Consider the following 24,349-nt stretch of genomic DNA (forward strand, 5'->3'; position numbering starts at 1 on the left):
CTCCTGACAACTTAAAGGCAATATTATAGGTGAGAGTTTAACTTAATCTCTTCTTCACTGTGGTTATGCAACGCATTCTGCCTATTCAGAACGTCACCGACGTCCTCTTTCTTCATCAACTCGGCCAGCGTAATACCGTCAAGAAAGTCGGATATTCTGTCGCTTAACCCTTCCCACAAAGAGTGGGTCAGACAACGTTCGCCGCCCTGACAGTTAGCTTTACCCTGACAACGTGTTGCATCAATTGACTCGTCCACCGCGTGAATAACGGCACCAACAGAAATATCGTTTGCGGCACAGCCCAGACGATAACCACCACCGGGACCTCGCACACTGTCCACCAACCCGTGCTTACGTAAGCGCGAAAACAACTGCTCTAAATACGACAGAGATATTCCCTGACGCTCAGAAATATCCGCTAACGGCACGGGACCATTTGCCGTAAAAAGCGCAACGTCCAGCATAGCTGTTACTGCGTATCGACCTTTTGACGTCAGGCGCATGGTGGTTTCCTCTGCTGTTTAATTCATCGTTAATGTATTGAGATTCTACATTCCCGACTATTTTAGTCAAGTATTACCCGTTGATTTGTCCACAGAGGCTAAGATGCCACGTAAAATATTAATTTCATTTTCTTCCGGGCGGGCTCGGTTAAATAAACGACGCAATTTCGTCATGACTTGTCCGGGGTGCTGAGGAACAATGAACCCAGTCTGACCCAGAGTCTTTTCAAGATGCTCATAAAACCGTTCTAAATCTTCAGCGCGCGGGTACTCCGGTAAATTTTCCGGAGCGCGTTGTTTCGATTCCAGCCACTGCATGCGTAGCTCATAACTTACAGTCTGCACCGCCATAGCCAGGTTCAGCGAGCTGTAATCGGGGTTAGTTGGTATGTGTAAATGAAACTGACTTTGCTGTAGCTCTTCGTTGGTTAATCCACTGTTTTCACGGCCAAATACCAGAGCAACCTGATGCTGACTGGTCTCCTCCAATACTTTTGCCGCACACTCTCGCGGGCCTAACAGCGGCCAATCCAATGTTCTATTACGAGCGCTAGTGGCAATAACCAGACCACAGTCGGCTATAGCTTCCTGCAGAGTATCCACAATAGTCGCCGACGCCAGAATATCGGTTGCGCCAGCGGCCAACGCCGATGCGTGACTGTCAGGCTCCTGCACAGGGTCAACTAGGGTTAATTTAGACAACCCCATAGTCTTCATGGCACGGGCGACAGAGCCTATGTTTCCGGTATGAGACGTATTCACCAGAACAATACGAATGTTATCAAGCATGGCGTTTCCCTTGAGTTTTTCTCGGCTTATGGAAAAGTTTGGCATGATACCGTAACACTGGTATGATCCGCGACCGAAAATTGTTCTTTTACAGCACAGGTAATTGGTATGCATCCGATGTTAAATATTGCGGTGCGCGCAGCGCGTGCGGCCGGCAAAATTTTAGTTAAAAATTTCGACCAGGGCAGTCCTGTTGAAGCCGAATCAAAAGGTTTGAACGACTGGGTTACTGATATGGATAAAGCCGCAGAGCAGGCTATTATCAACACCATCAAAAAGTCTTACCCTGATCACGGCATCATCGCAGAAGAAAGCGGTACTCAAGCTGGAAAAGAAAACGACTTCCAGTGGGTTATTGATCCGCTAGACGGCACCACCAATTACATGCGCGGTATCCCCCATTTTTGTATCTCTATAGCGTTGCTTCACAAAGGCTCTGTTCAACAGGCCGTTGTTTACGATCCTATGCGCGAAGAATTATTTACCGCTACCCGCGGCGCCGGTGCGCAGCTAAATGGTCGTCGTTTACGTATTTCACCTAAAGTGGAATTAAAAGGCGCTATTTTAGCAACGGGTTTCCCGTTCAAAATGAAAAACCGTTTACCGGAATACCTGGAAATGTTCAGCAAGTTGTTTGAGCACTGTGCCGACGTTCGTCGCGCAGGCGCAGCAGCACTGGACTTAGCTTACGTTGCAGCAGCACGCCACGACGCCTTCTGGGAAATGGGTCTTAAGCCGTGGGATATGTTGGCTGGCGAATTATTGGTTCGCGAAGCCGGTGGCATAGTCAGTGACTTTCAGGGTGGCCACAACTACATTCAGTCAGGCAACATAGCAGCCGGTGCACCAAAAGCATTAAAACAAATGCTGGCACAAATTCGCTAAGCTCTTTCTAAAAACAAGAGCAGTAAGCCCAAAAGCAAAACGCCGTCTGAGCTAACCCAGACGGCGTTCTTTTTTATAGTTCGATTTCTTCTAAATCGAGTTCAAGCGAGTAATCCATATCAGAGAGTTCTTCCCGCAACCGGTACTTCTCTTTTAGTTGTTCTATTTCACGCCATTTACGTTTTGCCGCGCGACCCTTACCAGACTTGTCATTAACCTTTTGCAGTTCTTCTGAATGATCCATGTTATGACCCTCTGCTTTTTTGATACAACTTTTTTAATTATGGTATTAGCGCTGCAGTTAATCTGTTTGTTAACAAAAAAACCACAACTCATAAGTACCACACACCAGGCCACATTAAAAGAACTTTGTTACGCTTTTGTTAACAAATGATGGCGAAGGTGTGAAGAATTAGGTGATCAACTCAACTTGAGGGTAATGCGTCTTAAAGAAGTTCTGAACGGAGTCAAATTGCTGAATCGGAAACACATAATGATGGCTAATTTGGTAGTTAAAAGGAAAACTCAAAATAGCTGAGTTTTTATCATATTCACCAACAGCCACTCGCTTTAACTTTTTAGCCGGCACCTGCTCAAGTCCTACACGCAATTGCTCACCCTGTACACCCAGCAACGCCATCATATTTTTTACTTCGCTTCGGTTGTGCGACCGATTCCCAAAAGCGTCAGGGGTAATATAAAAAGCCAACAACACAAGCATAGCCCCATACAATTGTCCCCAAAATCCCAACTCAAAATAAAACAAGAGAAAATAGGGAAGAAAGATCAAAGCCAATCTTATCCATTTAGGAATTTTTAGCATGTGCTCATTAAGTTTCTCTTTGAAGCTATGGTATTTATTCATTTATCTGTCACTTTTTAAGCGTTACTAACTGCTGCACGACGGTATCAATATTCGAAGGTGCCCGCTTGGGCTGATAGTTCAAAATATACTCGACCAGTCCTTTACGTTCAAGAACGGGCACGCTGGGAGGTGAAGACAACTTAACCCGTGCGCTGCGGTGTGAAAAAAACACAACTCCGTCTATCCAGGTAGATGCGCGGTTTTTCTTCAAATGCTCTGCCAATACATGTATTTGCTTTTTTAACTGCTTTATTGGATTCCGAACTTTGGCTGTATACCGGCCACCTTTGCGGCCCACTTTATGGGCTATCCAATTAGGAGATTGCTCATCTCCCGTTACTTTTGAGTTGTTGTTTTTCACTTCCACAACAAACACACCGTTAGGGCCCACCACGATTAAATCCAGCTCAGTAAAGCCTCGTTTTGCTCGTGGGTTGGGTACGTCGACCTGATTAAACAGCACATAGCTATCGGGAAGCTTTTTTAGTAGCTTCAGTGTTTTCAATTCGCCTCTGGCGCCTGAACGTTTAGTGGATCCCACACCAATAACGCTGAAAAGGTAGCTTAGTCCGACAATCCACCAGAGATTTGGTAATTTATAAATTAAAAAGCCCGCAATAGGTGCGCCAATAATAGCGATCCATACGCGGGCTTTATTCACTTCCTGAGAGAGACGATCCTTGGTTATGTACTGCGTGTCGGCCATGACAATTTGACTGCTTTTCCTTGCGAATTAGGGGATATATTAAACCACCAAAGCCGTCATTCGTCAGCTTCAATTCTTAGTTATCGGCAGGCTCCTTAAGGAGAATAAAATGTTCTACCAAACGAATCATCAACTCTTTTTGGTTTGGTAAGCTCTCGGCTACTAATAGTGCCAAAGCCACTAGCGTGTTGTCGTTAATCAATTTTTCAACGGGCTTAGCTAACAAGTGCTGATTTAATCGCAAATACCACAAAAATAGGAAAGAGCCCGAGCGTTTATTACCGTCTGCTAAGGGGTGATTCTTGATAACAAAGTACAACAGATGGGCAGCTCGGCTTGCTATGTTGGGGTAAAACAACTCATCTGCAAAACCTTGTTCTATCGTCGCTAATGCCGAGGAAAGCCCATTACCACGAACCTGTCCGAATAGCTCAGTGGCTTCGCCTTTAGCTATAAGTGTTTTTCTAAGCTGTTGAATGGCATCGGCTGCATTATCTGGATCCAGAGCCTGCATACCATTTTGTCTGGTGCCTATTTCCGCTAGAACTTGTTCGTCATAACCTTGCAGCAGTGACCAGGAACGAGCGTACTCACTTATAACCTGAGCAACGGCTTCACCAGCTTCAGATACCAAGCCTTGGTTACTCAGTGTACGACTGAGTAGATTTAGAGCCTGCTCAAACTCAACGCCCCGCTCTTGCAGCCGACGTTGGTTTAGAGTGTAGCCTTCAACCAGGTGCTCTTTTAATATTCGCGTTGCCCATTGGCGGAACTGTGTAGCGCGTTTAGAGCTCACGCGGTAGCCCACAGAAATAATGGCATCAAGGTTGTAATGTTTTACGCGACGGCGAACTTGTCGTTTACCTTCTTGCCGAACTACCGAGAAATCCTCGGTAGTTGCCATTGCTTCCAATTCACCTTCCCTATAAATATTCTTCAGGTGCAAACCGATGTTATCAGTCGAGGTATTGAATAGTAATGACATCTGAGTCTGGTTCAGCCAAACCGTATCCTGTTCCAAAGCCACTTCCAGTTGTGCCTGCCCATCCTGACTCTCAAATATCTGAACTTGCTTGTTGTTCATGCTTCGTTTCTCATCCTTGAGCTTGATGTTTTCACTAAACGTTCCAGCATAGTCAGCATTTCTTCTTTCGGCCACAATGATTTCATTAAACCACCAAAGCCGTCATTCGTCAGCTTTAATCCCTTACTGCTTTTGCCTTATTGCCTCAATCAGTTCGTCTTTTGTCATTTCGCTGCGGTTAGCAATATCAAGCTGTTGCGCCCTATTGTATAACTCATCTTTAGTGCGCTCTTCCAGCCGGGTATTGGGGTTACCTGTCCCCTGAGTAGTGGTGTTATCGGTAAGCCCCTCTTCGCGTCGCTGCTTATTCACAGTGCGGCTGGCAATTTCCTCTGCTTCATCTTCACTTTTTCCGTCATCCAGCTGAGACTGCTTAATATGCTGATACATACGCTCGTCTTTGTCGCGCCAAACGTCTGGCATAGTTGCCCCCTTAATCAGTAAAATATCAGTGCGTTTCGCTTTCTCCACTTTTAAACCTAGTACAGCACATCTTAAAATGAAGACACGCAGGTCATCTTTACGGTTTATAGAGTAGGTTCAGTGTAGTTGTGAAGATCCGATTAATACAAGCGAACGTAATTCGATAAAACCGCTTAGGCAGCCTGTTTATGAACCTGACTGAATCTGAAGTATCACGTGTTATTGAAATGGCGTGGGAAGATCGCACGCCATTTGAAGCTATTGAAGAACAATTTGGCCTGCAGGAAAAGCAGGTTATTAAGTTTATGCGTTCGCAACTTAAGCCGGGCAGCTTCCGCTTGTGGCGGGAACGTGTATCGGGGCGCAATACTAAACATCGTAAACTGCGCCCCGCGGAAGTGTCGCGCGGCTACTGCCCAACACAATATAAACAGCGTTAGGCAATAACCTACTAAAGCATACTTTTCAGAACCGTGTCCTTGCGAATAAAGTGATGATGCAAGGCAGCTGCAACATGCAAAGCAACCAGTGCCATAAGAGCTATTGCCAGCCAGCCGTGCAGTTCCCGGAATATGGCATAGTTCTCAATATTGACAGTAAGTGCCGACGGTAAGCGGAACCATCCAAATACGTCAATTGGTCGCCCGGCAAAGTACTGCATTAAGTACCCTGAAATTGGCATGGCGAACAACAGCAAATAAAGCAGCCAGTGAGAAGCCTTAGCGACAAATGTCTGCAGGCTTGATAAGTCTCCGGGTAGTGGCGGAACTTGATGAAACAAACGATTAACTAAACGTGCCATAACCAGTGCGGCAGCCACGACACCAAAGGCTTTGTGCACGGTTAAAATGCTTAACTGCCAAGGCTCTAAAGAACGAACCATCAATAAACCAGCTGCCAGCATCGAAATCACCAAAGCCGCCATAGCCCAGTGGAACAAGCGCATCGACAAGGGAAACTGTTGTGTGTTATTCATTACCCTGCTCCTCCAGCTCGCCCATTAACGCTTCTTTTGCTCTGCGACGATAAGACTCGGCATAAGCTGCGGAACGAGCCCGTAGTATGGGGTCACGGGTTGCCTCAATACCGGTTGGTAACACCAGAGGGTCGTAATTTATACCGTGACATTCGCCCTGTAACTGCGGCGTTACCCCGGTAATAACAATTTGCCCGGCCGTAATCTGCTCACGGCTGTCAGGCCATGCCTTTGTTGGATTGTTCTCGTCATCTTTCTCATTTGCCAAGGTAAAGACCCAGTCGAAAACAATATTTTCTTTCGCTACCCGGTTGGTAATTTCCTGGTGCAGAGCATCCACACCCTCTAAGTTGTCAGCAGAAACTGAAACCGTAGGCTGCATAGTCCAGCGTACGGCTTGCTTTTCGCCGTTTGAATTCACCAGATAAAACGCGTTAATGCTGTTATAGGTTTCCGCAGCAAAACTTCCGCTGGGTTGGTATTGGGCTTTCCAGCTCAGAAACTCACTGCTCTCAGGGTGTTCGGCAAAAAACGCTTGTATTGCTTTTGGGCCTGCCTGAATCGCCTGAATTTGCTGGTAAAAAGTATGCGGATCTTTAACAGCCATTACCGGCGGCGTATTCATTGCAATACGCCATTGCTCGGTCGAACTCATGGCAAAGCTCAGAGCTAAACTGCGTACCGGTGCTTTTAAGTCAGGCGCTGTTGGATTATTCCCTGCAACAGAAAAACGCCCGATAAACGGCATGGAGCCCGTTTCAAATAGTCCCGCTTTTGAATAGCCGGCTAACTGCCCGTTTGAACGAAACTCACCACTGAGGCAAATACCTTTTGCGTGAGCTCTGCGGAAGCCTTCATGGGCGTTTGCTCCCTGCTGTAAATTCACAAACTCTTGCGCACTAACTTTGGGGGGATCATCGGCTGCAACGCTCATTATTGGCGCCAGCAATAACGCCAGATATTGTTTTTTCATATTGAAACTACTCTTGTTATCATTTTTTCGGTTAGAGTATATCAGTCAATCGAGCACTGCGAGCAGCGCTCTTTCCCTGTTAGCAGCTTCGAAATACGGTTACGGTAACGCGCGAAAAACAAGTAGGCTTTATCGGCAAACCAACGAATGACAGGCCAGCGTAAAGCCGCGATCATCCAGCCTTTACCCACCTGCGACCAGGCCGCATAGGTTACATCCAGACCATAAATCATTTCACCGGAACGGGTCTGCCCGTGTAAATACTGGTTAGCCTTAGCAACGTCTACTGCAGGATAGCGCTGATTAAAATCCGGCTCGTTAATATTCTCAAACTGGATGTTTCGTTGTTCATCCAGTTTTCTTAAGTGGCGCATTTCTTTCACGCATAACGGACATCCACCGTCGAAGAAGATAACAAGTTTCGAACTTTGCTCTGACATTAGAACCACCGTTTTGCGAATTACACCTTCTTATACGCTGTTTTTGCGTATTTGACTCATAATGTAATGCGAAAATCGGTTTGCTTATCTCACAATGCGACATTGGCATGCAGCCAACCTTAGTAAGCAGTGCTAGTCTCTTTATGATACTTGGCGCAGACGCGCTGCAACTCGCTCCAAAATAAGAGGCAAGGATGCCAAAACTCTCTAGAATTCATCTTGTTTATTTAGTGGTATTTTTTATCGCTGCCTTTTGTGCCTTTCCTGCAGCCGCGTTGCAGGCCTCAACGCAAACTCAGCTGGCAAAAGTGTATGAAAAGGACAATACCATCCCCATTAGCAACTACTTAGTAAGTGAAAAATACGATGGTATCCGGGCCATTTGGACAGGATCGCAACTACTGACCCGACAAGGCAACCTGATATCAGCTCCGGAATGGTTTACTGCACCGCTACCCGCCGTTTGGCTTGACGGTGAGCTGTGGACAAAACGCCAGAATTTTGAGGAATTAAGTTCTATTGTGCGAACCCAAACACCAAGGGATAACCGTTGGCGGCAAGTGAAATATATGGTGTTTGATATGATATTTAGTTGTTAAACACTTACCATTAATCTATAGTTAAATCATATATTTAACTATCCGTATTTTATGAGATTAATTAAGGCAACAAAAGACTTCAGACTACATGGTCATCCTTATGAAGATTTCCCTTTGATTGTTGATTATGAAATGGATTTGGTGAGAGAGGTTCATCAGTTTCTAATCTATTTCTGCATCACGAGAGGGAGGGTCGAAAGTAAAAATACATGGTGGCGCTACGGACAGGACCTCTACGACTACTTTGGTTACCTGGAAGGGAGAGGCTTAGATTGGCGTTCAAGATTAGCCACTTCACAGCACTCGGTGATTGCTGCTTATCGAGACTGGTCGGTAAGTCTCGGACTATCGCCTAAAACCATCAATGGACGTTTAAGAACCATTATTCAGTTTTATCAGTTTGCTTATAGAAAGCACTGGGTTGAGTCTGTGCCTTATGACATTGAAACGGTTGTTATTAATAAACAAAAAGGTTTTCTGGCTCATACCGACAAGTCAGGTAATCAGAAGAGTACTGCCAATGTGATGCTGAAAGAGAAAGTCGCTGCTTTGCAGATTTTGACGAAACAAGAAGTCAAAACCTTAATGAACTACCCCTGTTTTATCTCTCAGCATTTAATCTATCGGCTGGCCCTTCAAACCGGAATGCGTAAAGAAGAGCTGCTCACTTTTCCCGATAGCTATATACAAGACCCAAAGACAAAGCGTGGCAAGGCTATAGTGCCCGTGGTTCTGCGCTCTAAAGACATGGAAGTTAAAAGTGGCCAAGGCGGTACAAAAGGCAATAAAGAGCGCACTATTCATATCCCGATAGGTTTGTATGAGCGACTTTGGCAATACAAGCTTCATGAGCGAAATCATCTACTTATGAGAAATGAAGTCAGCGAACAGAAGGCTTTACTATTGAACCGGTTTGGTCAACCGTATTCAATTAAAGGCACAGTACTTAATAACGAGCTGAAAAAGATTGTTGGGCGGAAAGATATTAGCTTACACAAGCTTCGCCACACCTACGCGACGTTTAAGCTGTATGGACTAAGAAGCAACCCGAATTATCGCGGAGAGCCGTTGGTTTATATTCAAGACCGTTTAGGCCATTCAAGCATAATCACTACCCAAATTTATCTGCACTACCTTGAAGACCTGGAAGGCGATTTGATGACCGAATACGACCAGGATATTGACCTAATCTTTGAAGAAGCCAAGGGTGTAGCATGAAAAAACGCAAAGACTTTAACCAAGCCCAATTAGCACCGATTACCGACCAGGATGGTGTGGTGATGACGATGCCTATTTTAAAATCAGGTATCCCTGAAAATAAAGTCATAGTCTTTCCGAAAAATTATAGCGGCCGGCGAAGTTACGACTTTACCAAGTACTACGGGCGAGGCTTTGATGCCATTACCAGCGCCATGCAGCAAACCATTGACATCATGCTGTCTGAGTCAGTCGTAGCGCCGAGCACGGTATTACATTATTGCTCAGATGGAATCAAATTCTTTGCCGACTACTTAACGATTTACACCCAGGCATTAGGCCGGAATTTAACACTGTCAGATGTTAGGGTTGAGCTGATTGAGCGTTACATCCAACATTTAAAAATGCATCACCCTAACGGTGCGAGTGCTAAAATTAAATATACCCACATCAAACCCATTTTAGTCAAAATGCAGCAAATGGGATGGCTTGAGCGTTTTGAGTTTCCCAGAAATCCTTTCCCGAACTCCAATCGAAAGAAGAAGGGACAAACCGGTTTTTCTAAAGCTGAACGTAGACGTGTAGCTCATGCGCTTCGTGTCGACGTGAGCCATATCCTTGAAAAGAACGAGCCCCTAACGAGTTACGAGCTAACCATTTTCCTATTGGCGATTGCGCTTCGGAGCGGAATGAACACCACCCCGCTTTTGGAGATGACCACGGACTCGATTCAAGCGCATCCACTTAAAGAAAACCGCAAACTACTGGTGCTTTATAAGCGTCGTGGGAATGCGACTCATATTCAGAGTCTTCGCCACTCATCTAATATTGAAAACGTGCAAACGGTTCTGGCAGATGTTGCAGTTATGGTGCAGCATGTTATTGACATGAACCAGTCGTTACGAGCGCAAAGCGGTACGGATTTGGTGTTTTCTTATCTTTCAGACACGAATCGTTATTATGGTGAAATCACCACTGTAGCAGGTAGTACACTCACCCGTAACACCCGCAAATGGGTCAAAGAAAAGGGGCTGAAAAACGACAATGGCGACCCACTGCAAGTTAATATCTCACGCTTTAGAAAGACTTTTGAAAACCGCATCTGGGAGCTCTCAGGTGGCGACCCGTTTGTGACCGCTGCATTGTCTAACCATACGGTTAAAGTGTCGCAAACCCACTATCTTGAAGCCCCAAAAGAAGCGGAAAAGAACTTCAATTATATGGGCAAGGTGCGTACTGAAGAGTTGCTTATTAATGTTGAGGTTGTTGAAAATAACACGCCCGTGTCTAAATGCTCAGATATCTCAAACCGTACCGACAAGCACGGCAACAAAATCTACTGCACCAACTTCCTCAGCTGTGTTCGCTGTCGAAATATGGTGGTGACAAAAGAAGACTTATATCGCCTGTTCTCGTTCTACTGGTTAATCGTGCATGAGCGTAAGCAAGTTGGGGCGAAGCGCTGGAGTCGATATTTTGCTCATATAGTTCGTATCATTGACAGGGATATTGCTCCGCAATTCGATGAAGCGTATGTGCAAACTATCAAAGCCAAAGCGCAAGCCAACCCTCATCCGGCATGGAAGCATCGCAGTCAGTTAGAGGAGGTCGCATGAGTCAGGCCCTGGCTATTAGCGCTATCGACTATTGCCGGCCTCAAAATCTGCATGGGCTGGATAACACCCAGCTTCAGGCCTTGCCTGTATCTTCTTACCAACTACCCGATGGGACGTATTACGTTATCAGTCAATATCGTGATAATATCTGGCGATTAGAGGATGAGCGCTTTCCGTCGAGTGCAAGAGATGACCATAAGAAACTCTGCTTTGATCTCCTGCCGAGCCAATTTGTCGATGCGGTAAAATTTGCCCTAAAGCACTATGACACTCAATACAATCCATCAGGAAATACGCTGTTTTCTGTCGTCAAAAACTTAAAGCCTTTCCTGAATTATTTAAATAGTATTAATGTCAAAAGCAGTGCATCGATAACCCCACTACATTGTGCAAACTATGTTCATCAATCTAAGCAAAGCATCTCTAAACAGACCCAAAAGCCCCTGTCTAAAGGCACATTAATACATAGGTTTTCAGCGATAGAAAGCCTGTATCACAATCTCATAGGCACGCAATGGGCGTTTGAGCACCCCTGGGTTGAAAGTTCAGCAACTCACCTAGCCGGAGCAACTGGGCAAGGTAAGCGAACCGCCAAAACTAAAGTCATTCCCGATAATGAACTCAAGGTTTTAATTAACCATTGCAATACGGTTTTAGGGCAGGCAAGTGAGCTGATAAAGCTTCAAGCAGGAGTTGCGCGTGAACGAGGTCTATTGGCTAAGACCATTAATTCTGAAGAGGGTATAAGTACTGCCATCACCAATCGCTTTTTAAAGCCCAAAGGGTATGCGGGGCTTAGAGAGTTTAATGCCTTACACGATAGTATTCCTGTTGCTATGGCCATCATTATCCTGACATTCAGTGGTATCCGCATTCACGAACTCTGCGCCATTGAAACCGATGCGTATCGAATTGAAGATAACGACGAGGATATCTACTATTGGCTAAAATCTCACTCCAGCAAAACCGATGAAGGCTATACCGAATGGCTAGTGCCGAAGATTGTTATCAAAGCGATTGAAGTGCAAAAAGTCTTTGTCAAACCACTCCGAGAGCGGCTATTGGAAGAGCAATCGACATTATTAATAAAAGACCCGCACGACCCTCGCGGATTGAAAATCGAGCAGTTCAAGCACCATCTTTTTTTAACCAATTCGACGAGCCAGCGCAACCAGGTGACTGCGTTAACTAACCGGTTTTTTGAATACGGTCTAAAAGCTTTTGGTAACGCATTAAATATAGAGGGGTTGGCTGCTCACCGTTTTAGACGGACCTTTGCAGTCTATGTGGCGCAGTCGGCTTATGGAGACTTACGTTATCTTAGACAGCACTTTAAGCATTGGAGTATGGATATGACCTTGCTCTATTCTGCAAATAATTGCCAAGACGAAGAGCTTTACGATGAAATTGCAGTACAGATTAAAAATTTCAAAATCGCTCGCGTTGAAGAGTTTTTAGATGAGGATACGATCATTACGGGTGGGCTTGCTAACAAGCTGATCTCATATCGCTCAAATAATGAAGCGGTGAGAACCTTCGATAGCCGCACAAAAATGGCAGAGCATATTTCAGATACCGTTCATCTGCGTTCAACAGGCCATTCGTGGTGTACATCTGATAACGCAGGATGCGGTGGTCGATCATCAATAGAAGGAACTGCCTGTGCCGATTGTTCGGAGTCCGTTATTGAGAAAACGCGCCACGGTGCGTACTTCAAAGGTGTCTACATGCAGCAAATAGAGCTAAGACAGATAGATGATATAGGTGAAGCAGGAAAACAGCGTGTAGAGCGAGATATTGAGCGTTGTGAACGTGTATTAAAGGATATTGGTCTGTGGGATGAAGTAAAAAAGGTGTCGTCTAATGGTTAATTCAACCGAAAAAGAACTCCAGAACGCTCTGATGCGCCTTAAACATGGCAGACCCAAGGTGGTCGATAAGAAACGCAGAATCAGTATCTCAGCGCTTGCAGAAGAAGCAGGCGTCTCGGACTCTGCTATTCATAACCGTTACCCTGAGATAGCAGCCCAGGTGCGCGAAATCACCGGCAAAGCGCATAAGACTCAACGGGATGAAAAGAATGAAAAATTAAAGTCTGAGAAAACGAAGAACAGAGAGCTTAGAGAATATATAGAACAGCTTGAATCAGACATACGTAAACTGACTTCGATTAACGCCACGCTGAGTGATGAAAATGCTCAGTTAAAAGCTGAATTGACAAGCGGTAACGTTGTAAGAATTAGCAATAAAATGTAGTCGTTCAACTATTATTTTGCAGTTATTAACGAAACCTAGGAAGTTAGATGACTGAAAACTATTCCTCAAATCCACGAGTTTTCATAGGCGATTCTATCGCACATCAGTCAGATTTAGACGCGTTTAAATATGTCTATGAGACTTTAAGTAAGTCTAATGGCTGGAGTTATATTTTTGTAAACTTTAACGTTGGTCATCGACAGGTAGATCTCGCTGTTTTTACCGAGCGTAAAACACTTCTTATTGAAGCTAAACGTTTCTCACTAGCGGTTTCAGGCGGTATGAATGGATATTGGGAACAATTGGGACCATTCCGCAGGCACAAAATGCGAAACGCCTACCTACAGGCGTTGGAAGCAAAGAATGCTTTGCGTGATGAAATTAACACAGTGGCGGAGGCAAAAGGATATCCCGATGCTATTGTAGCTGTAATGCCAGATGTGCCCCTAGGTTCAACTATCACAGAGGGCGATTACAAAGTCCGCGTAGGTGGGAGTTCTCTCATAAACTTGATTTTGCAGAGTGATTCGGCCTGTAAACTCATAGAGACTCAGTGCGAGGAACTAGCGCACGGGTTAAAATTACAAGAAGTAAAAGAACCGGCTTCAGCCTACAACCAGAGTCTTCTTGACGCCGAGAGGACATTAGAGTTTTACGCTACGGAGTTTTTACAATTCTACGGCCCGATAGCTGATGACCTTTTGAAGGACCAATACAAATATGAGAATCACGAACTTTCAAAAGGCCAAGTTCAAGATTTGGTAAGCAGCAATTCGTCGAGTGTCTTGATTAGAGGGCCATCAGGGTGTGGTAAAAGCCTTTTGGCAACTAGTTGCGCCTTATACTGCCTTCAAAATGATTGTCTTCCCATTTTTTTATCCGCAAAAGAGTTTAATGGGAGCTTTCAAGATCTTCTTGATAAAGAAGTAAGTCTTCTGATTGGTAAAAAAGCAAGTTATCTTCTCAGAGTTAATCGTTTACTTGAAAGAAAAGTAATTCTTTTTCTCGATGGTTATAACGAATGTAGCATGCCATTGCAAGCCGATCTCACTAGAAGCCTGAAAGCATTCTCGCTACATTATCGTTCAGGTGTTGTCGTAAGCTCTCAACATGAATTGTCGCGCTCTGAGTTGCTCTCAACTAAATTAATAGATGTAACTATGCCATCGGAAGAGTTAAAAGTTGAGATTGCAAACTCGAATGGTGGGATAGGGCAAGATGATAGCTGTCGAGGCCTCCTCTCAGCTGTAAGGTCAGGCCTTGAAGCTAAACTTATAGGTCAGGCGGGCTCTAGATTACCCTTGGGCGCAAGCAGGTTCTCACTATTTGACTGTTATTCAAGAATTAAATTAGGGCAATATGATACGGACGGTATCAATATCCTAACGTTATTGGCAATACACCTATCAGAGAAAGCAAGCTTTAGTATTTCAATAAGGGACTTTGACCGACTTATCAGTCGAGTTACCTTGGGGGGTAAAGAGAGAGATGCGTTACTCTCCTCCGGGCTATTACATATCAGGGGCAATAGGGTTAGTTTCGCCCATGAACTCTTTTTTGCTGCGTTCAAAGCTGAGGCAATTATTAGGAAAGTCGGAGACACCCCCTCGGACATACTTTCAGCTATGGAATTGCCTTGGGCCCACTTTGCGCGGTCGTTTATTTTAGGCGGTATTGAAGATGATAATGTCCTCACAGAGGTTATTAGTTCGTGTGATGCTCCTGATGTATTGAGTGCGTGTTATAGGGGCGAGTGTGGCTTTATTGCTCAATCATTTGTATGTGTCATGGCCGATAATCTAATGCTCGCCATGACTGAAGAAATTCAGGGCGTTGAATTCAAAGTTAGAGGTACAGGATTTCATGGCCTCACAATTATACCAAACGGAGTCGACCCCGTTTTAACTCAGTTTTCTGCTTACATTAAAGTTATTGAAGCAAGAATTTGTGAAGGTCGATACATAGAGTTGATTATGGATGCTTGCGCTTGTTTAGATAATTCTATAGAAAGTGCGAGTTTTGACTTATTTAAAGAAGCAAAGAAAAATAAAATACCCATTAGAGATGCGTATTTTTCAGAGACTTATGTACTAGGCCGGACTTTGAGGATAACGACGTTGTTTGGCGCTTTAGATATAAGAATTCGAGATACGTCGAGTTTTAGCCGTGAACTTATGGAAAATAACTTAGCTAAAGCTTGGGCTCGTGCAAGTACAGTTGGGCAATATTATTTTCTTATTAAGCTATCAATCGCTACTCGATGTAGCTTAATCTCAGCACCGTATGTGGTCAGTCTAATTGACAATTTCCACTCACTTCCATACCACCTTAAATTGGTTGTACTCGACTTTGCCCGTTATCGCGGTGATATTGGTGATGATTTAATGCTAAAACTGATAGAGGGTTTGCGCTCTTGTTTAAGCGATTCCACCCCTATGATGAATACCTGTATCTTTGAAGTTTTAGATATACTTGATCCAAGCGGATTCGACAGAGGTTACACAGGTTCTGTTCAAAAAGAGGTCAATGACATTCTAAAGAAAGACGGTCCCGAAATTGACCAAGCAGCTTATGGGGCTTTTATGTCTCAATTTGATCATCCTTTTTCCTCTGCTTACTGTGCGGTGCTCAATGAACTCGGAGTTGATGAAAAGAAAATGCTTTATACTAAGGCTTGTCGAGGGGCGAAGTCGGGGACTTTTTTTAATGGCATATTAATTAGAGAGCTAAGCCAACTGAGTGATTCTGATACGACGGACACATCAGATGCGATTGCTCCGTGGACGCTATTACCTAGTATAAACGATGTTATGCCACAAGACTCTATAGATGCTTTCATCGCAGCTCACGAAGCGTTAGGGAGGTTAGGAAGTAAGCTTCCTGGACCTAGAGGAGAGATAACGAATAGTCCCGAAAGTTGCCTGCTGGCAGTCGGTGAACTTTTTTATTGGCTTAACCACGAAAATTGTAATAGCCCCGAAACTTCCGAAAAAACTGAGACAGCTCGCTTAACGCTATTGAGTCATGATGATTGCGCAAGCGCTGGTATTATTTACCTGGTGCTACATGAAGCAGACTTTAGAAGCTCAAGAAAGCAGGCGTTTCTCGAAGTTTACCCGAACTTACTGAAAACAATATGTCGTGAAGCGCTAACACGGAGAGAGAGCCAGATATCATACTTTAAAAATGGATTTGCGAATGATAAAGAGAGTATTGCTCTCTTCTCGATACAAGTAATCGGAGTGTTAGGCGATGCTAACGATCTCAGAGCTTTAAGAGAGTTGTCTAGTGATAATAAATATGGTCTGACGGCATTGACGGCTATCAAAGAAATCGAAAGTCGAGTGAATTTTACATGACTACTAGAATCTAAAGTAGAGCCATACATTATAAAACAGACGTATATGACTTTTCCTACCGCACTCGACTTAATTGATTTCAAAGAGAAGGTGATTAGGCTGCGTATCTTTTAGGATCGATAAATAAAAGTAAACAGTGCGACGCTAGTGTACGAGAGTAATAAAATCTTATACTGAGCAATATAGTTTCATAGTGACCAAGGCGGCTTTGAGCAATAGCAGATATCTTTACCTTTTGCCTGCTGACTTTGCGTGTAGTGGCGTAGATAGTGTGCCATGTTATGTCGAGCGTTTCCTCATTATAACCGAAAGGTTACTGCTTCATTTGTTTTGAGTTTCTTTCAACCAAAACCAACATTACTGGTATAATAACATGCTCGATGACTCTCGAAAGTCGCTACTTTGTTTTTCAGTCTAAGGAAAGAGTTTCAAATGAGAATAGTGCTGATTTCCGGCGCAGGGTTATCTTCCACGTCAGGTGCTCCCACCTATAATGATATTTTGGGCCACCCGTTGTATACGGCTTTTACAAAAGCCGATAATGAGAGTGCTCTTAACTTAGCACAACAAATTGCGGAGGAGTTTGATGCATTTCAACCTAATAGGGTGCATCGTGAATGCGCATTGATTGAGGAAGTTTGCCAGCATCTGGGTATTCCTTTTACTCATTATACACTTAATATCGACACTTTGATCGAGCGAGCAAATGGTAGCTCCACCCACATCTATGGAAGCGCACAGCTCCCAGCGGCTCTTGTCGAGTATCGTTTTATGCCGCAGGTTGATTTGACTGCTTACGATTGGCAACCGGGTGACATCGTTGTATTTCTTGGTGTTAGTGAGCAAGGCTTGCCGCTGGCTCATATTGAATCAGTTATCGACACCGCCGGTGGTGTTGTGTTTCATTACAACTTAGAACACAGAAGCAGCTTGGTTGGCAGTCAGGTAGTAGGCGACTTGCTCGATACCTTTTATTGTGCTGAAGTTTTAAGGCATATTCCGTTGCCAATAAGTATTGCTGATAATGTTGATGGCCTTGGGACCAATATTGAATTTGCCGAGTTCACGGTTGGAGGTAACCATTACGAAATCTTCTTCACGCCTAGTGATCTAATGACGGTTGATGATGATATGTTAGCGGAAGGCAGACATGCTCTTGACGTACAAGATTCTACTCGTTTGTTTGAAGTTAAATTTGATTTATCCAAAAACCTTGAGCAACGTACATACTTTGAGCGTCCACCGAACAACTTAGGGCTGAAGGAAATGAATATTTTAGGCCAAATTTTATTGGCTTATATTTCTTCACATTATGCTTGCAGTGAAACGCAGCCATCAATGTATCTTGCGGAAGCTCAATACCCTAAATTAAATGGATTCTATAAGAAGCTTGCTAACTCTAATGGAGTTCAGTTAAGATGGTCGCACACGTTAATAGATAATCCCTACAACAGCAATTCTGGAGATTTTTATGCCTTCAAGCCAAAACCGTAATCAGTCTGGTCGAAAAGCTGCTGGTTTGCGCATGCTTCATGAGGCCGTCACCAGAGCAAAAAAAGAGGGTCGAGTGCGCACAAAGACTCGCGCATCAATTGAATGATATTTTTATAGTTCCTTATGAAGCCGGCTAATGCCGGCTTTTTTTGTCTGATGTAAAGTTACAAGTTTATTACTTCTGTAACGAAAACCATCTTGGTGCATCGTTTGTGTAACGTCTTGGATTTCTGAGAATTTTTAGACATTTTCAAACCGATGAAGCAGACGTCCGCTTCGAGTTCTACCCCGTTATCTTATAGAAACTTCTCGGCTAAAACACGCTTACCATTTGGATCACTAACCTGAAGGGTGTTGCTTTTCTGATAGAAAAAACCGCTTGTTACTAAATCGGACTCTCCAATCGTTACTCTTATTGAGAGCTCTTCACCATCTCCGAATGTATCTCTTATCTCTGCTTTACAGGATTCCCCACGTAACTCGAACTCAAAGCTGTTACCTAGTTTATCTCTTTGGTTAAGTGCTGCTTCAATAAGAGTCTCACTAATTTTTTTTCTCTTTTTCTCCGAAAGCATATCTAATAACCATTCTTTAATAGGTCCATACATACCACTATCGTTAAAAGCTTCCAGAAACTTACGCATATGCCCACCAGTAAACTGGTTCACTATTAACGATGATCTAGAGCCATGAGGTGATCCGAGGATATGACGTCTCATATTCCACCAAGTTTCAGCTACCTGAGCATCTCTAGCTCCTTTGACTAGTTGTTCAGCGCACCACGCTAGTGCATCCCGACTACGAATAGTTCCATCAGCCTCAAGTTCTACGTCGAGCGCCTCAACGACTACTGGGTAGGCATGGTCGCTATACAGAGGGCCATCGAGGTGCCAAGCGCTCAACCCCGTTATCGCATTAACTCGTTCTACCAGCTTGTCCGACATGTCCTTTGAATACGGGCAAGTCACGAACCCTCTTACGAATAGAGTATTATGGTCAATTCCTTCGTATTGCTTAACTTGAGTTATTGAGGAAACATGTATAGTTCGACTTTGTTCTGGATGGCTCAGAATTGGATGCCAGTCTGGGTAACTTTCCACACAATTACCAAGCTGCTCTCTTAGACTGACAAACAGCTGGCTTCCAGCTTTCGGGTCACTCAAATTTTTAGTCAAATACTCAAGGCCTCTTGCGTTTAATTCGGCAGCAGCTGAGGGGGCTCGAAATTCCATAAAGTCACCATTTAACGTTTCTTTTGTATTTACGTGAATCGGCATATTTACGTAATACGCTTGACTTGTCAAGCTTCAAGTGAACTTGAGCAGTAGAATTAGGTATTCTATAGACAGTAGGGAGCGGAGTGACGATGGAAGATAGTTTGGTTGAATGAGGTCAACGGGTAAAGGTGAAGAATTGGAATGGCTAACTCTTGGCGCAAAACTGACAATCACAACTTCCAAAAACCTATTCAGTAGATTTGGTAGTTCAAGTTAAGAAGTAGCGATATATAGAGGGTACTATAACCATGGAAAAATACGAAAAGTCTTACATTAATGACAAGTTAATAATTTCAATGACTTACAGAACTGTAAGTCTTACAAAGGTTTTATAAGATATGCCTGACGCGCAACTGCCTTTCGAGGAGCGATACAAAAATTATTCAAGCTTAATTGAGCAAATAAACGCTGAGCATATTAGGCCGGTTAAGCAGCAACGGTTTCATTCCAATCATGAGTTAAGCGAACACCTGAAAGCTATGGTTGAGCATGGCGCAGAAGGCCTAATGCTGCACTTAGCAACGGCGCTTCATCAGTCGGGCAGAAGCGATGCTTTATTAAAATTAAAACCCTATTTCGACGATGAGGCCGAGGTCATCGCGCATTTACCCGGCAAAGGTAAATACACCGACATGCTCGGTGCGCTGCGCGTGCGCAATCAGCAAGGCATTGAATTTTCTATTGGCACCGGCTTCACCGACGCCGAACGCGCTAACCCTCCGCCTGTCGGCAGTATCATTACCTACAAGTATCACGGCTACACCAGTAATGGCGTGCCACGCTTTGCCAGCTTTTTACGAATTAGGGAGGTTGTAGAGGGTGAATAAGCTTTTAGACACGGTGCGTATGCAAAAAATACAAAGAAACCACAAATTGACAACGTTGCGCAACACGCTACACTAAGAGCTCATGATCAAAACTTTCAAGCACAAAGGACTGAGGCTTTACTTCGAAATTGGAAGTACTCGTGGAATTCAAGCGAACCATGCAGCAAGGTTACGCATGCAGTTAGTGGCATTAAATACAGCTATGAAAGTTTCAGATCTCGACATTCCGGGATACAAACTCCACCCGTTAAAAGGTAGTCGAAAAAATATTTGGTCGATAGCGGTTAGTAGCAACTGGCGTTTAACCTTCGAGTTTCGTGATGGTCATGTATATCTACTTAATTACGAGGATTATCACTGATGTCTATTATGTTTAACCCAGCCCACCCAGGCGAATTTATTCTAGCAACTTATATGCAGCCTTTTGGCTTGAGTTGCCGGTATTTAGCTACAAAGTTAAATGTTTCTCCATCCACTTTAAACAGAGTTTTGAAATGCCAAAGTGGTATAAGCCCTGAAATGGCGTTGCGTTTATCGAAAGCTTTGGGCAGAAGCCCGGAGAGTTGGCTAGCGATGCAGGATGCATACGATTTATGGCATGCCGGAAAAAACTTAAGTTTAGATAAGGTTCAAAAGCTTGATCTTACGGTTGTATAGCGGAACTTAAGTTCTCTTTTCGGGTAAAAACACCAACCCAGAACAATACTTCAAAAACCAGTCCGACTAAAATAAATGCGAAGCCACCAGCGTTCATTCCAACAATGTAACAGGCAACAGCAGCCATAAGAAAAAATAAAGCCAGCAATACTCTTGTGCGCGCTTGCATGGTTATTTCCCTAATTCAGGTTTTATGCTCAGTTAATAGATTTAGTTAAAAAATGAAAATTAACAATTTTTTAACTTGAAACGGCTAAAGAGCCGCATTTCTGCGGCTTAATAACCACCATTAAAACTGTCGCAAGACCAATCCGGGCTTACGGCTGGCCACCCGCATACTAATGCCTGCTACGGTAAGCCAGCAAATAGCAAAAGTAAGCGCCGCAGCACCTATATATAAAAATTCGCTTTGACTTGCACGCACATTAAATCCAGAGAGCCACCACTCAACTAAAAAATAGGTACCGGGCAACGCAACTAAAACGCTAATGGCCATAAGCACCATATACTCTTTAGCTAACGTATTAACGATTTGCATGCGCTTAGCACCAAGTACTTTTCTCATCGCAACTTCTTTGCTGCGTTGCTCTGCGCTAAATGCTGCAAGACCAAACAGTCCAACACAGGTGAGTAGTATCGCTAAGCCTGCAAATAGCATAATGATGGTGCGCTGCCGCTGCTGGTTGTGGTACATGGCAGTGAAATCAGCACCGAGCCAGGAGGTACGTATGTCCATGCGGTTGAGTCGTTGCTGCAACATGGCTTCTATTTCCGCGCGTGTACTCAGCGCCGTGGCGGGCTCCAGGTGAATGATCATATTGCCAAATGCCATCGGTGAACGCCCGGCAATAATAACCGCGGGTTCCATGCGCCGCAGCGCAGTACCAACCTGAAAGTCATCAACAACGCCGACAATGTGAAGCTCTGTCGGCATCATGTCGTCAACCATCCAGTGCTCACCAATCACTTCATTCAGGTTATTGTAGCCAGCCTGACGCGCCAGTGACGTCGTGATAATTGCCGACGCGGTACCTCGCACTTCGCCCATGCTAAACCAGTCGGCCTGCCGGTTCGGATCAAAATCTCGTCCGGCACGTAAGTTTAAACCGGTGGCTTTAACAATGTTATAGCCCGCCCCAAAACTCGCAACCGGCGGCAGACGATCAGCTTCAGTCTGCCCCGGAATTCGCAATGTTGCTATCTGTGAGTAGGTATCCGTAAGGTCAATATCTATGGCGCTGGCAGCAAGCACGCCGGGCACAGCGGCAATATCTGTCATCAAGCTTTGATTATCTGACCACAACAGTTGCTCATTATTAATACCATGCACCATCAGTCGTGCTTCGGTTTGATAACCCGTGTCCTGATTGAGCAAAATATCAAGCTGCTGCTGAAGTATCGCGCTACCAATTAGCAGAGCAACGGTAATAGCCCCCTGCGCCACCAACAACCCCTTGCGCACCCACACCGCGGTAGTACCACGCTGCAAATCGCCACTCAGTACCCGTTTGGCATTAAACGCCGAAATAAACAGCGCCGGATAAATACCCGCTAACAAACCAATCATGGTACTGCAAAGCAACAACAGCGCACCGAAACTCCCCAAATACTCAAGGTTAATGGGTCGGTTTACCAACCCACTAAAGGCCCCAACACTGAGCTCTACTATTACTGCGGCAATAAAACCTGCAATGAAGGTCACCATCAGCGACTCAACCATAAACTGACTAAATAACTGCCAGCGGCTAGCCCCTAAAGTTTTTCTTACACCAACCTCTTTAGCGCGGCTCCCCGAGCGGGCAATACTCATGTTGATAAAATTAATACTCGCGACCAACAGCAATAACCCAGCCAGCACTGACGCCGTTAGCAAGGTCGCCTGCGAACCGTTGGTTTTAAATTCATGCGCCAGTTGCGAATGCAGGTGAATGTCGGTGAGGGCGCGTAAGCGAATATGCGACATAGCCTGACCGTTATAGGCCTTATCATTCAGTGCCAGTGACACACTTTCCAGTAGCCGTTCAAGATGAACATCAGCCGGAATCCGCACATACACATAAGCGTTGTTCAGGCTCAAAGGTTCGCCCAGACTCTCCTCAGAGACTAAACGTAAGGAGTCCACATGAAAGTGACTTTGCTCTGGAAGCTCAATAATAGCGGCTACCGTGAACACTCGATTCTCACTGGTCAGTATCTCGCCAACACTGTCGCTACGGCCAAATAAACGGCGAGACTGCTCAAGCGACAAAGCGATATAACCAGGGTCGCTGAGAACCCTATCAAGACCACCAGCGATAGTGTCAAAGGTAAAATAGTCTATAAAATTAGGCTCTATGGCTAAGGACTCAAGTTCTAATGGCAAACGTGCGTTTTGCGGACGTACACTCACCGAATCCTTAAACATTCGGGTGCCTTCAATGCGCGAGTCAAACGCCTGAAACTCATCGATGATGGCCGGGCTGCTAATAGGAAAGCGCTGCTCTAACGGCACAAAGAATTGTTCAACCCGGTAGGTTTGTTCAGCCTGTGGGTGCATCTGGTCATAACCACGCTCGAACTGCACATAAAGCAATATCAATACAGCAGCGGCTAAACCTACCGATAACCCAATTAAATTCAGCGCGAGGTGAACTTTTTGGCGCAACAGCGCACGCAAGCCAGTTTTTATATAACTGGCGAACATAGAAATTTGCTCACGCATGGCTCACCTCACCAGCAGCTTCATTGTTGCTGTGGCTCACGTTTTCAGAGACAATACGTCCATCCAGCATACGCACAATACGGCTGGCATAGCGGGCTTCATGCTCGGAGTGAGTCACCATGACAATGGTGGTGCCTTCTTTATTGAGCTGACGTAATAGCTGCATCACATCGTCGCTATTTTTCGAGTCAAGGTTCCCGGTTGGTTCATCGGCGAGAATAACCGCAGGGTTAATCACCAAAGCCCGCGCTACGGCCACCCGCTGTTGCTGACCACCGGAGAGCTGAATCGGCCTATGGTCAGCACGATGATCAATGTTCATTCGCTTAAGAATTTCCTCAGCGCGGGCGCGTCGCTGTTGCCTGGCCTGACCAAGATATTGCAGTGGCAACTCTACGTTCTCACGTACGCTCAGTTCGTCAATCAAATTGAAGCTCTGGAACACAAATCCGAGCGCAGATTTACGCAAATCTGCCAGTTTACGCTCATTGTAAGCAGCAATATCAGTTCCTTTAAACTGATACGCACCAGAGGTTGGCGAATCCAGCATGCCTAAGATACTCAGCAGGGTTGACTTACCACAACCTGAAGGCCCCATAATGGCGACAAAGTCACCGGCCTGGATATTCAGGTTAATGGCATTCAACGCCGTGGTTTCAAGCTGTTCCGTACGAAATACACGAGACACTTTATCCAGGCTGATGAGTGAATCTTTCATAGCG

The 24,349-nt window shown here is 44.7% G+C and carries 25 protein-coding genes and 1 pseudogene; 12 read left to right on the plus strand and 14 right to left on the minus strand.

The window, feature by feature from the left end; all coding sequences use genetic code 11:
* Window positions 1-23: 23 nt before the first annotated feature.
* Both iscR and trmJ read right to left on the minus strand, forming a co-directional pair.
* Window positions 24-503, minus strand: coding sequence for a Fe-S cluster assembly transcriptional regulator IscR (gene iscR / locus ACP7H9_RS04660; protein ID WP_011235269.1), 480 nt, complete (start codon window positions 501-503; stop codon window positions 24-26).
* Between the two features lie 66 nt (window positions 504-569).
* Window positions 570-1,292 (minus strand): tRNA (cytosine(32)/uridine(32)-2'-O)-methyltransferase TrmJ, encoded by a 723-nt coding sequence (gene trmJ / locus ACP7H9_RS04665; protein ID WP_011235270.1) that lies wholly within the window; start codon window positions 1,290-1,292, stop codon window positions 570-572.
* Window positions 1,293-1,400: 108 nt separating this feature from the next.
* Here trmJ and suhB point away from each other — a divergent pair, with 108 nt between their 5' ends.
* Complete coding sequence (suhB, locus tag ACP7H9_RS04670) at window positions 1,401-2,177, plus strand: inositol-1-monophosphatase (protein ID WP_011235271.1); 777 nt, start codon at window positions 1,401-1,403, stop codon at window positions 2,175-2,177.
* Window positions 2,178-2,250: 73 nt separating this feature from the next.
* Here suhB and ACP7H9_RS04675 read toward each other — a convergent pair whose 3' ends face one another.
* The 5 genes from ACP7H9_RS04675 to ACP7H9_RS04695 form a co-directional block, all read right to left on the minus strand.
* Complete coding sequence (locus ACP7H9_RS04675; RefSeq protein WP_011235272.1) at window positions 2,251-2,421, minus strand: DUF3545 family protein; 171 nt, start codon at window positions 2,419-2,421, stop codon at window positions 2,251-2,253.
* Between the two features lie 168 nt (window positions 2,422-2,589).
* Window positions 2,590-3,042, minus strand: coding sequence for a hypothetical protein (locus tag ACP7H9_RS04680; protein WP_439222262.1), 453 nt, complete (start codon window positions 3,040-3,042; stop codon window positions 2,590-2,592).
* 7 nt (window positions 3,043-3,049) lie between these two features.
* Window positions 3,050-3,748, minus strand: coding sequence for a nuclease-related domain-containing protein (locus ACP7H9_RS04685; protein ID WP_439222263.1), 699 nt, complete (start codon window positions 3,746-3,748; stop codon window positions 3,050-3,052).
* A gap of 76 nt (window positions 3,749-3,824) precedes the next feature.
* On the minus strand, window positions 3,825-4,832 hold the full coding sequence (gene rhuM, locus ACP7H9_RS04690) for a RhuM family protein (protein WP_439222264.1): 1,008 nt from the start codon (window positions 4,830-4,832) through the stop codon (window positions 3,825-3,827).
* 123 nt (window positions 4,833-4,955) lie between these two features.
* Window positions 4,956-5,255: a Rho termination factor N-terminal domain-containing protein gene (locus ACP7H9_RS04695; RefSeq protein WP_011235276.1), complete on the minus strand. Its 300-nt coding sequence runs from the start codon at window positions 5,253-5,255 to the stop codon at window positions 4,956-4,958.
* A 188-nt stretch (window positions 5,256-5,443) separates the two neighbouring features.
* Here ACP7H9_RS04695 and ACP7H9_RS04700 point away from each other — a divergent pair, with 188 nt between their 5' ends.
* Window positions 5,444-5,695: a TIGR03643 family protein gene (locus ACP7H9_RS04700; protein WP_011235278.1), complete on the plus strand. Its 252-nt coding sequence runs from the start codon at window positions 5,444-5,446 to the stop codon at window positions 5,693-5,695.
* A gap of 11 nt (window positions 5,696-5,706) precedes the next feature.
* Here the strand turns inward: ACP7H9_RS04700 and ACP7H9_RS04705 are convergent, their stop codons facing one another.
* The 3 genes from ACP7H9_RS04705 to ACP7H9_RS04715 are packed head-to-tail and all read right to left on the minus strand — an operon-like array spanning window position 5,707 to window position 7,644.
* Window positions 5,707-6,231: a cytochrome b gene (locus ACP7H9_RS04705; protein WP_110013919.1), complete on the minus strand. Its 525-nt coding sequence runs from the start codon at window positions 6,229-6,231 to the stop codon at window positions 5,707-5,709.
* Window positions 6,224-7,204, minus strand: coding sequence for a catalase family peroxidase (locus ACP7H9_RS04710; protein ID WP_110013918.1), 981 nt, complete (start codon window positions 7,202-7,204; stop codon window positions 6,224-6,226). Before ACP7H9_RS04710 ends, ACP7H9_RS04705 begins: the two co-directional genes overlap by 8 nt.
* Before the next feature lie 41 nt (window positions 7,205-7,245).
* Window positions 7,246-7,644 (minus strand): thiol-disulfide oxidoreductase DCC family protein, encoded by a 399-nt coding sequence (locus ACP7H9_RS04715; protein ID WP_110013917.1) that lies wholly within the window; start codon window positions 7,642-7,644, stop codon window positions 7,246-7,248.
* A gap of 194 nt (window positions 7,645-7,838) precedes the next feature.
* Between ACP7H9_RS04715 and ACP7H9_RS04720 the strand changes: the two genes are divergently transcribed.
* The 7 genes from ACP7H9_RS04720 to ACP7H9_RS04750 all read left to right on the plus strand — a co-directional run bounded on the left by ACP7H9_RS04720 (window position 7,839) and on the right by ACP7H9_RS04750 (window position 18,165).
* The gene (locus tag ACP7H9_RS04720; RefSeq protein ID WP_439222265.1) at window positions 7,839-8,243 is read left to right on the plus strand and encodes a hypothetical protein; all 405 of its coding nucleotides are present in this window, start codon (window positions 7,839-7,841) and stop codon (window positions 8,241-8,243) included.
* Window positions 8,244-8,294: 51 nt separating this feature from the next.
* The gene (locus tag ACP7H9_RS04725; protein WP_439222266.1) at window positions 8,295-9,461 is read left to right on the plus strand and encodes a tyrosine-type recombinase/integrase; all 1,167 of its coding nucleotides are present in this window, start codon (window positions 8,295-8,297) and stop codon (window positions 9,459-9,461) included.
* Window positions 9,458-11,056 carry a hypothetical protein gene (locus ACP7H9_RS04730; protein WP_439222267.1) on the plus strand — a complete coding sequence of 533 codons (1,599 nt, stop codon included), beginning with the start codon at window positions 9,458-9,460 and terminating at the stop codon, window positions 11,054-11,056. The genes ACP7H9_RS04725 and ACP7H9_RS04730 overlap by 4 nt, the downstream gene beginning before the upstream one ends.
* Complete coding sequence (locus ACP7H9_RS04735) at window positions 11,053-12,927, plus strand: hypothetical protein (RefSeq protein WP_439222268.1); 1,875 nt, start codon at window positions 11,053-11,055, stop codon at window positions 12,925-12,927. The genes ACP7H9_RS04730 and ACP7H9_RS04735 overlap by 4 nt, the downstream gene beginning before the upstream one ends.
* Window positions 12,920-13,312, plus strand: a complete 393-nt coding sequence (locus ACP7H9_RS04740) for a hypothetical protein (protein ID WP_439222269.1) — start codon at window positions 12,920-12,922, stop codon at window positions 13,310-13,312. Before ACP7H9_RS04735 ends, ACP7H9_RS04740 begins: the two co-directional genes overlap by 8 nt.
* 47 nt (window positions 13,313-13,359) lie before the next feature.
* The gene (locus tag ACP7H9_RS04745; RefSeq protein ID WP_439222270.1) at window positions 13,360-16,671 is read left to right on the plus strand and encodes an NERD domain-containing protein; all 3,312 of its coding nucleotides are present in this window, start codon (window positions 13,360-13,362) and stop codon (window positions 16,669-16,671) included.
* A 432-nt stretch (window positions 16,672-17,103) separates the two neighbouring features.
* The gene (locus ACP7H9_RS04750; RefSeq protein ID WP_439222272.1) at window positions 17,104-18,165 is read left to right on the plus strand and encodes a hypothetical protein; all 1,062 of its coding nucleotides are present in this window, start codon (window positions 17,104-17,106) and stop codon (window positions 18,163-18,165) included.
* A gap of 296 nt (window positions 18,166-18,461) precedes the next feature.
* On the opposite strand, the gene ACP7H9_RS04755 is transcribed toward ACP7H9_RS04750, so the two are convergent.
* Entirely contained in the window at window positions 18,462-19,442 is a 981-nt protein-coding gene (locus ACP7H9_RS04755) for a hypothetical protein (protein ID WP_439222273.1), read from the minus strand.
* A gap of 335 nt (window positions 19,443-19,777) precedes the next feature.
* Between ACP7H9_RS04755 and ACP7H9_RS04760 the strand changes: the two are divergent.
* From ACP7H9_RS04760 to ACP7H9_RS04770, 3 genes and pseudogenes are all read left to right on the plus strand, one after another.
* Window positions 19,778-20,269 (plus strand): annotated as a pseudogene (locus ACP7H9_RS04760) (DNA ligase); the annotation flags it as partial.
* Between the two features lie 82 nt (window positions 20,270-20,351).
* Entirely contained in the window at window positions 20,352-20,630 is a 279-nt protein-coding gene (locus tag ACP7H9_RS04765; RefSeq protein ID WP_439222274.1) for a type II toxin-antitoxin system RelE/ParE family toxin, read from the plus strand.
* Window positions 20,630-20,926, plus strand: coding sequence for a HigA family addiction module antitoxin (locus ACP7H9_RS04770; protein WP_110013915.1), 297 nt, complete (start codon window positions 20,630-20,632; stop codon window positions 20,924-20,926). Before ACP7H9_RS04765 ends, ACP7H9_RS04770 begins: the two co-directional genes overlap by 1 nt.
* On the opposite strand, the gene ACP7H9_RS04775 is transcribed toward ACP7H9_RS04770, so the two are convergent.
* The 3 genes from ACP7H9_RS04775 to ACP7H9_RS04785 form a co-directional block, all read right to left on the minus strand.
* The gene (locus ACP7H9_RS04775; protein WP_439222275.1) at window positions 20,913-21,095 is read right to left on the minus strand and encodes a hypothetical protein; all 183 of its coding nucleotides are present in this window, start codon (window positions 21,093-21,095) and stop codon (window positions 20,913-20,915) included. The genes ACP7H9_RS04770 and ACP7H9_RS04775 overlap by 14 nt on opposite strands.
* Window positions 21,096-21,215: 120 nt before the next feature.
* A complete protein-coding gene (locus ACP7H9_RS04780; RefSeq protein ID WP_439222276.1) occupies window positions 21,216-23,627 on the minus strand; it encodes an FtsX-like permease family protein in 2,412 nt (803 codons plus the stop codon).
* On the minus strand, window positions 23,620-24,345 hold the full coding sequence (locus ACP7H9_RS04785; protein WP_439222277.1) for an ABC transporter ATP-binding protein: 726 nt from the start codon (window positions 24,343-24,345) through the stop codon (window positions 23,620-23,622). The genes ACP7H9_RS04780 and ACP7H9_RS04785 overlap by 8 nt, the downstream gene beginning before the upstream one ends.
* Between the last annotated feature and the right edge of the window lie 4 nt (window positions 24,346-24,349).

It is taken from the genome of Idiomarina sp. ST20R2A10, assembly GCF_051842345.1.
Classification (GTDB): domain Bacteria; phylum Pseudomonadota; class Gammaproteobacteria; order Enterobacterales; family Alteromonadaceae; genus Idiomarina; species Idiomarina loihiensis.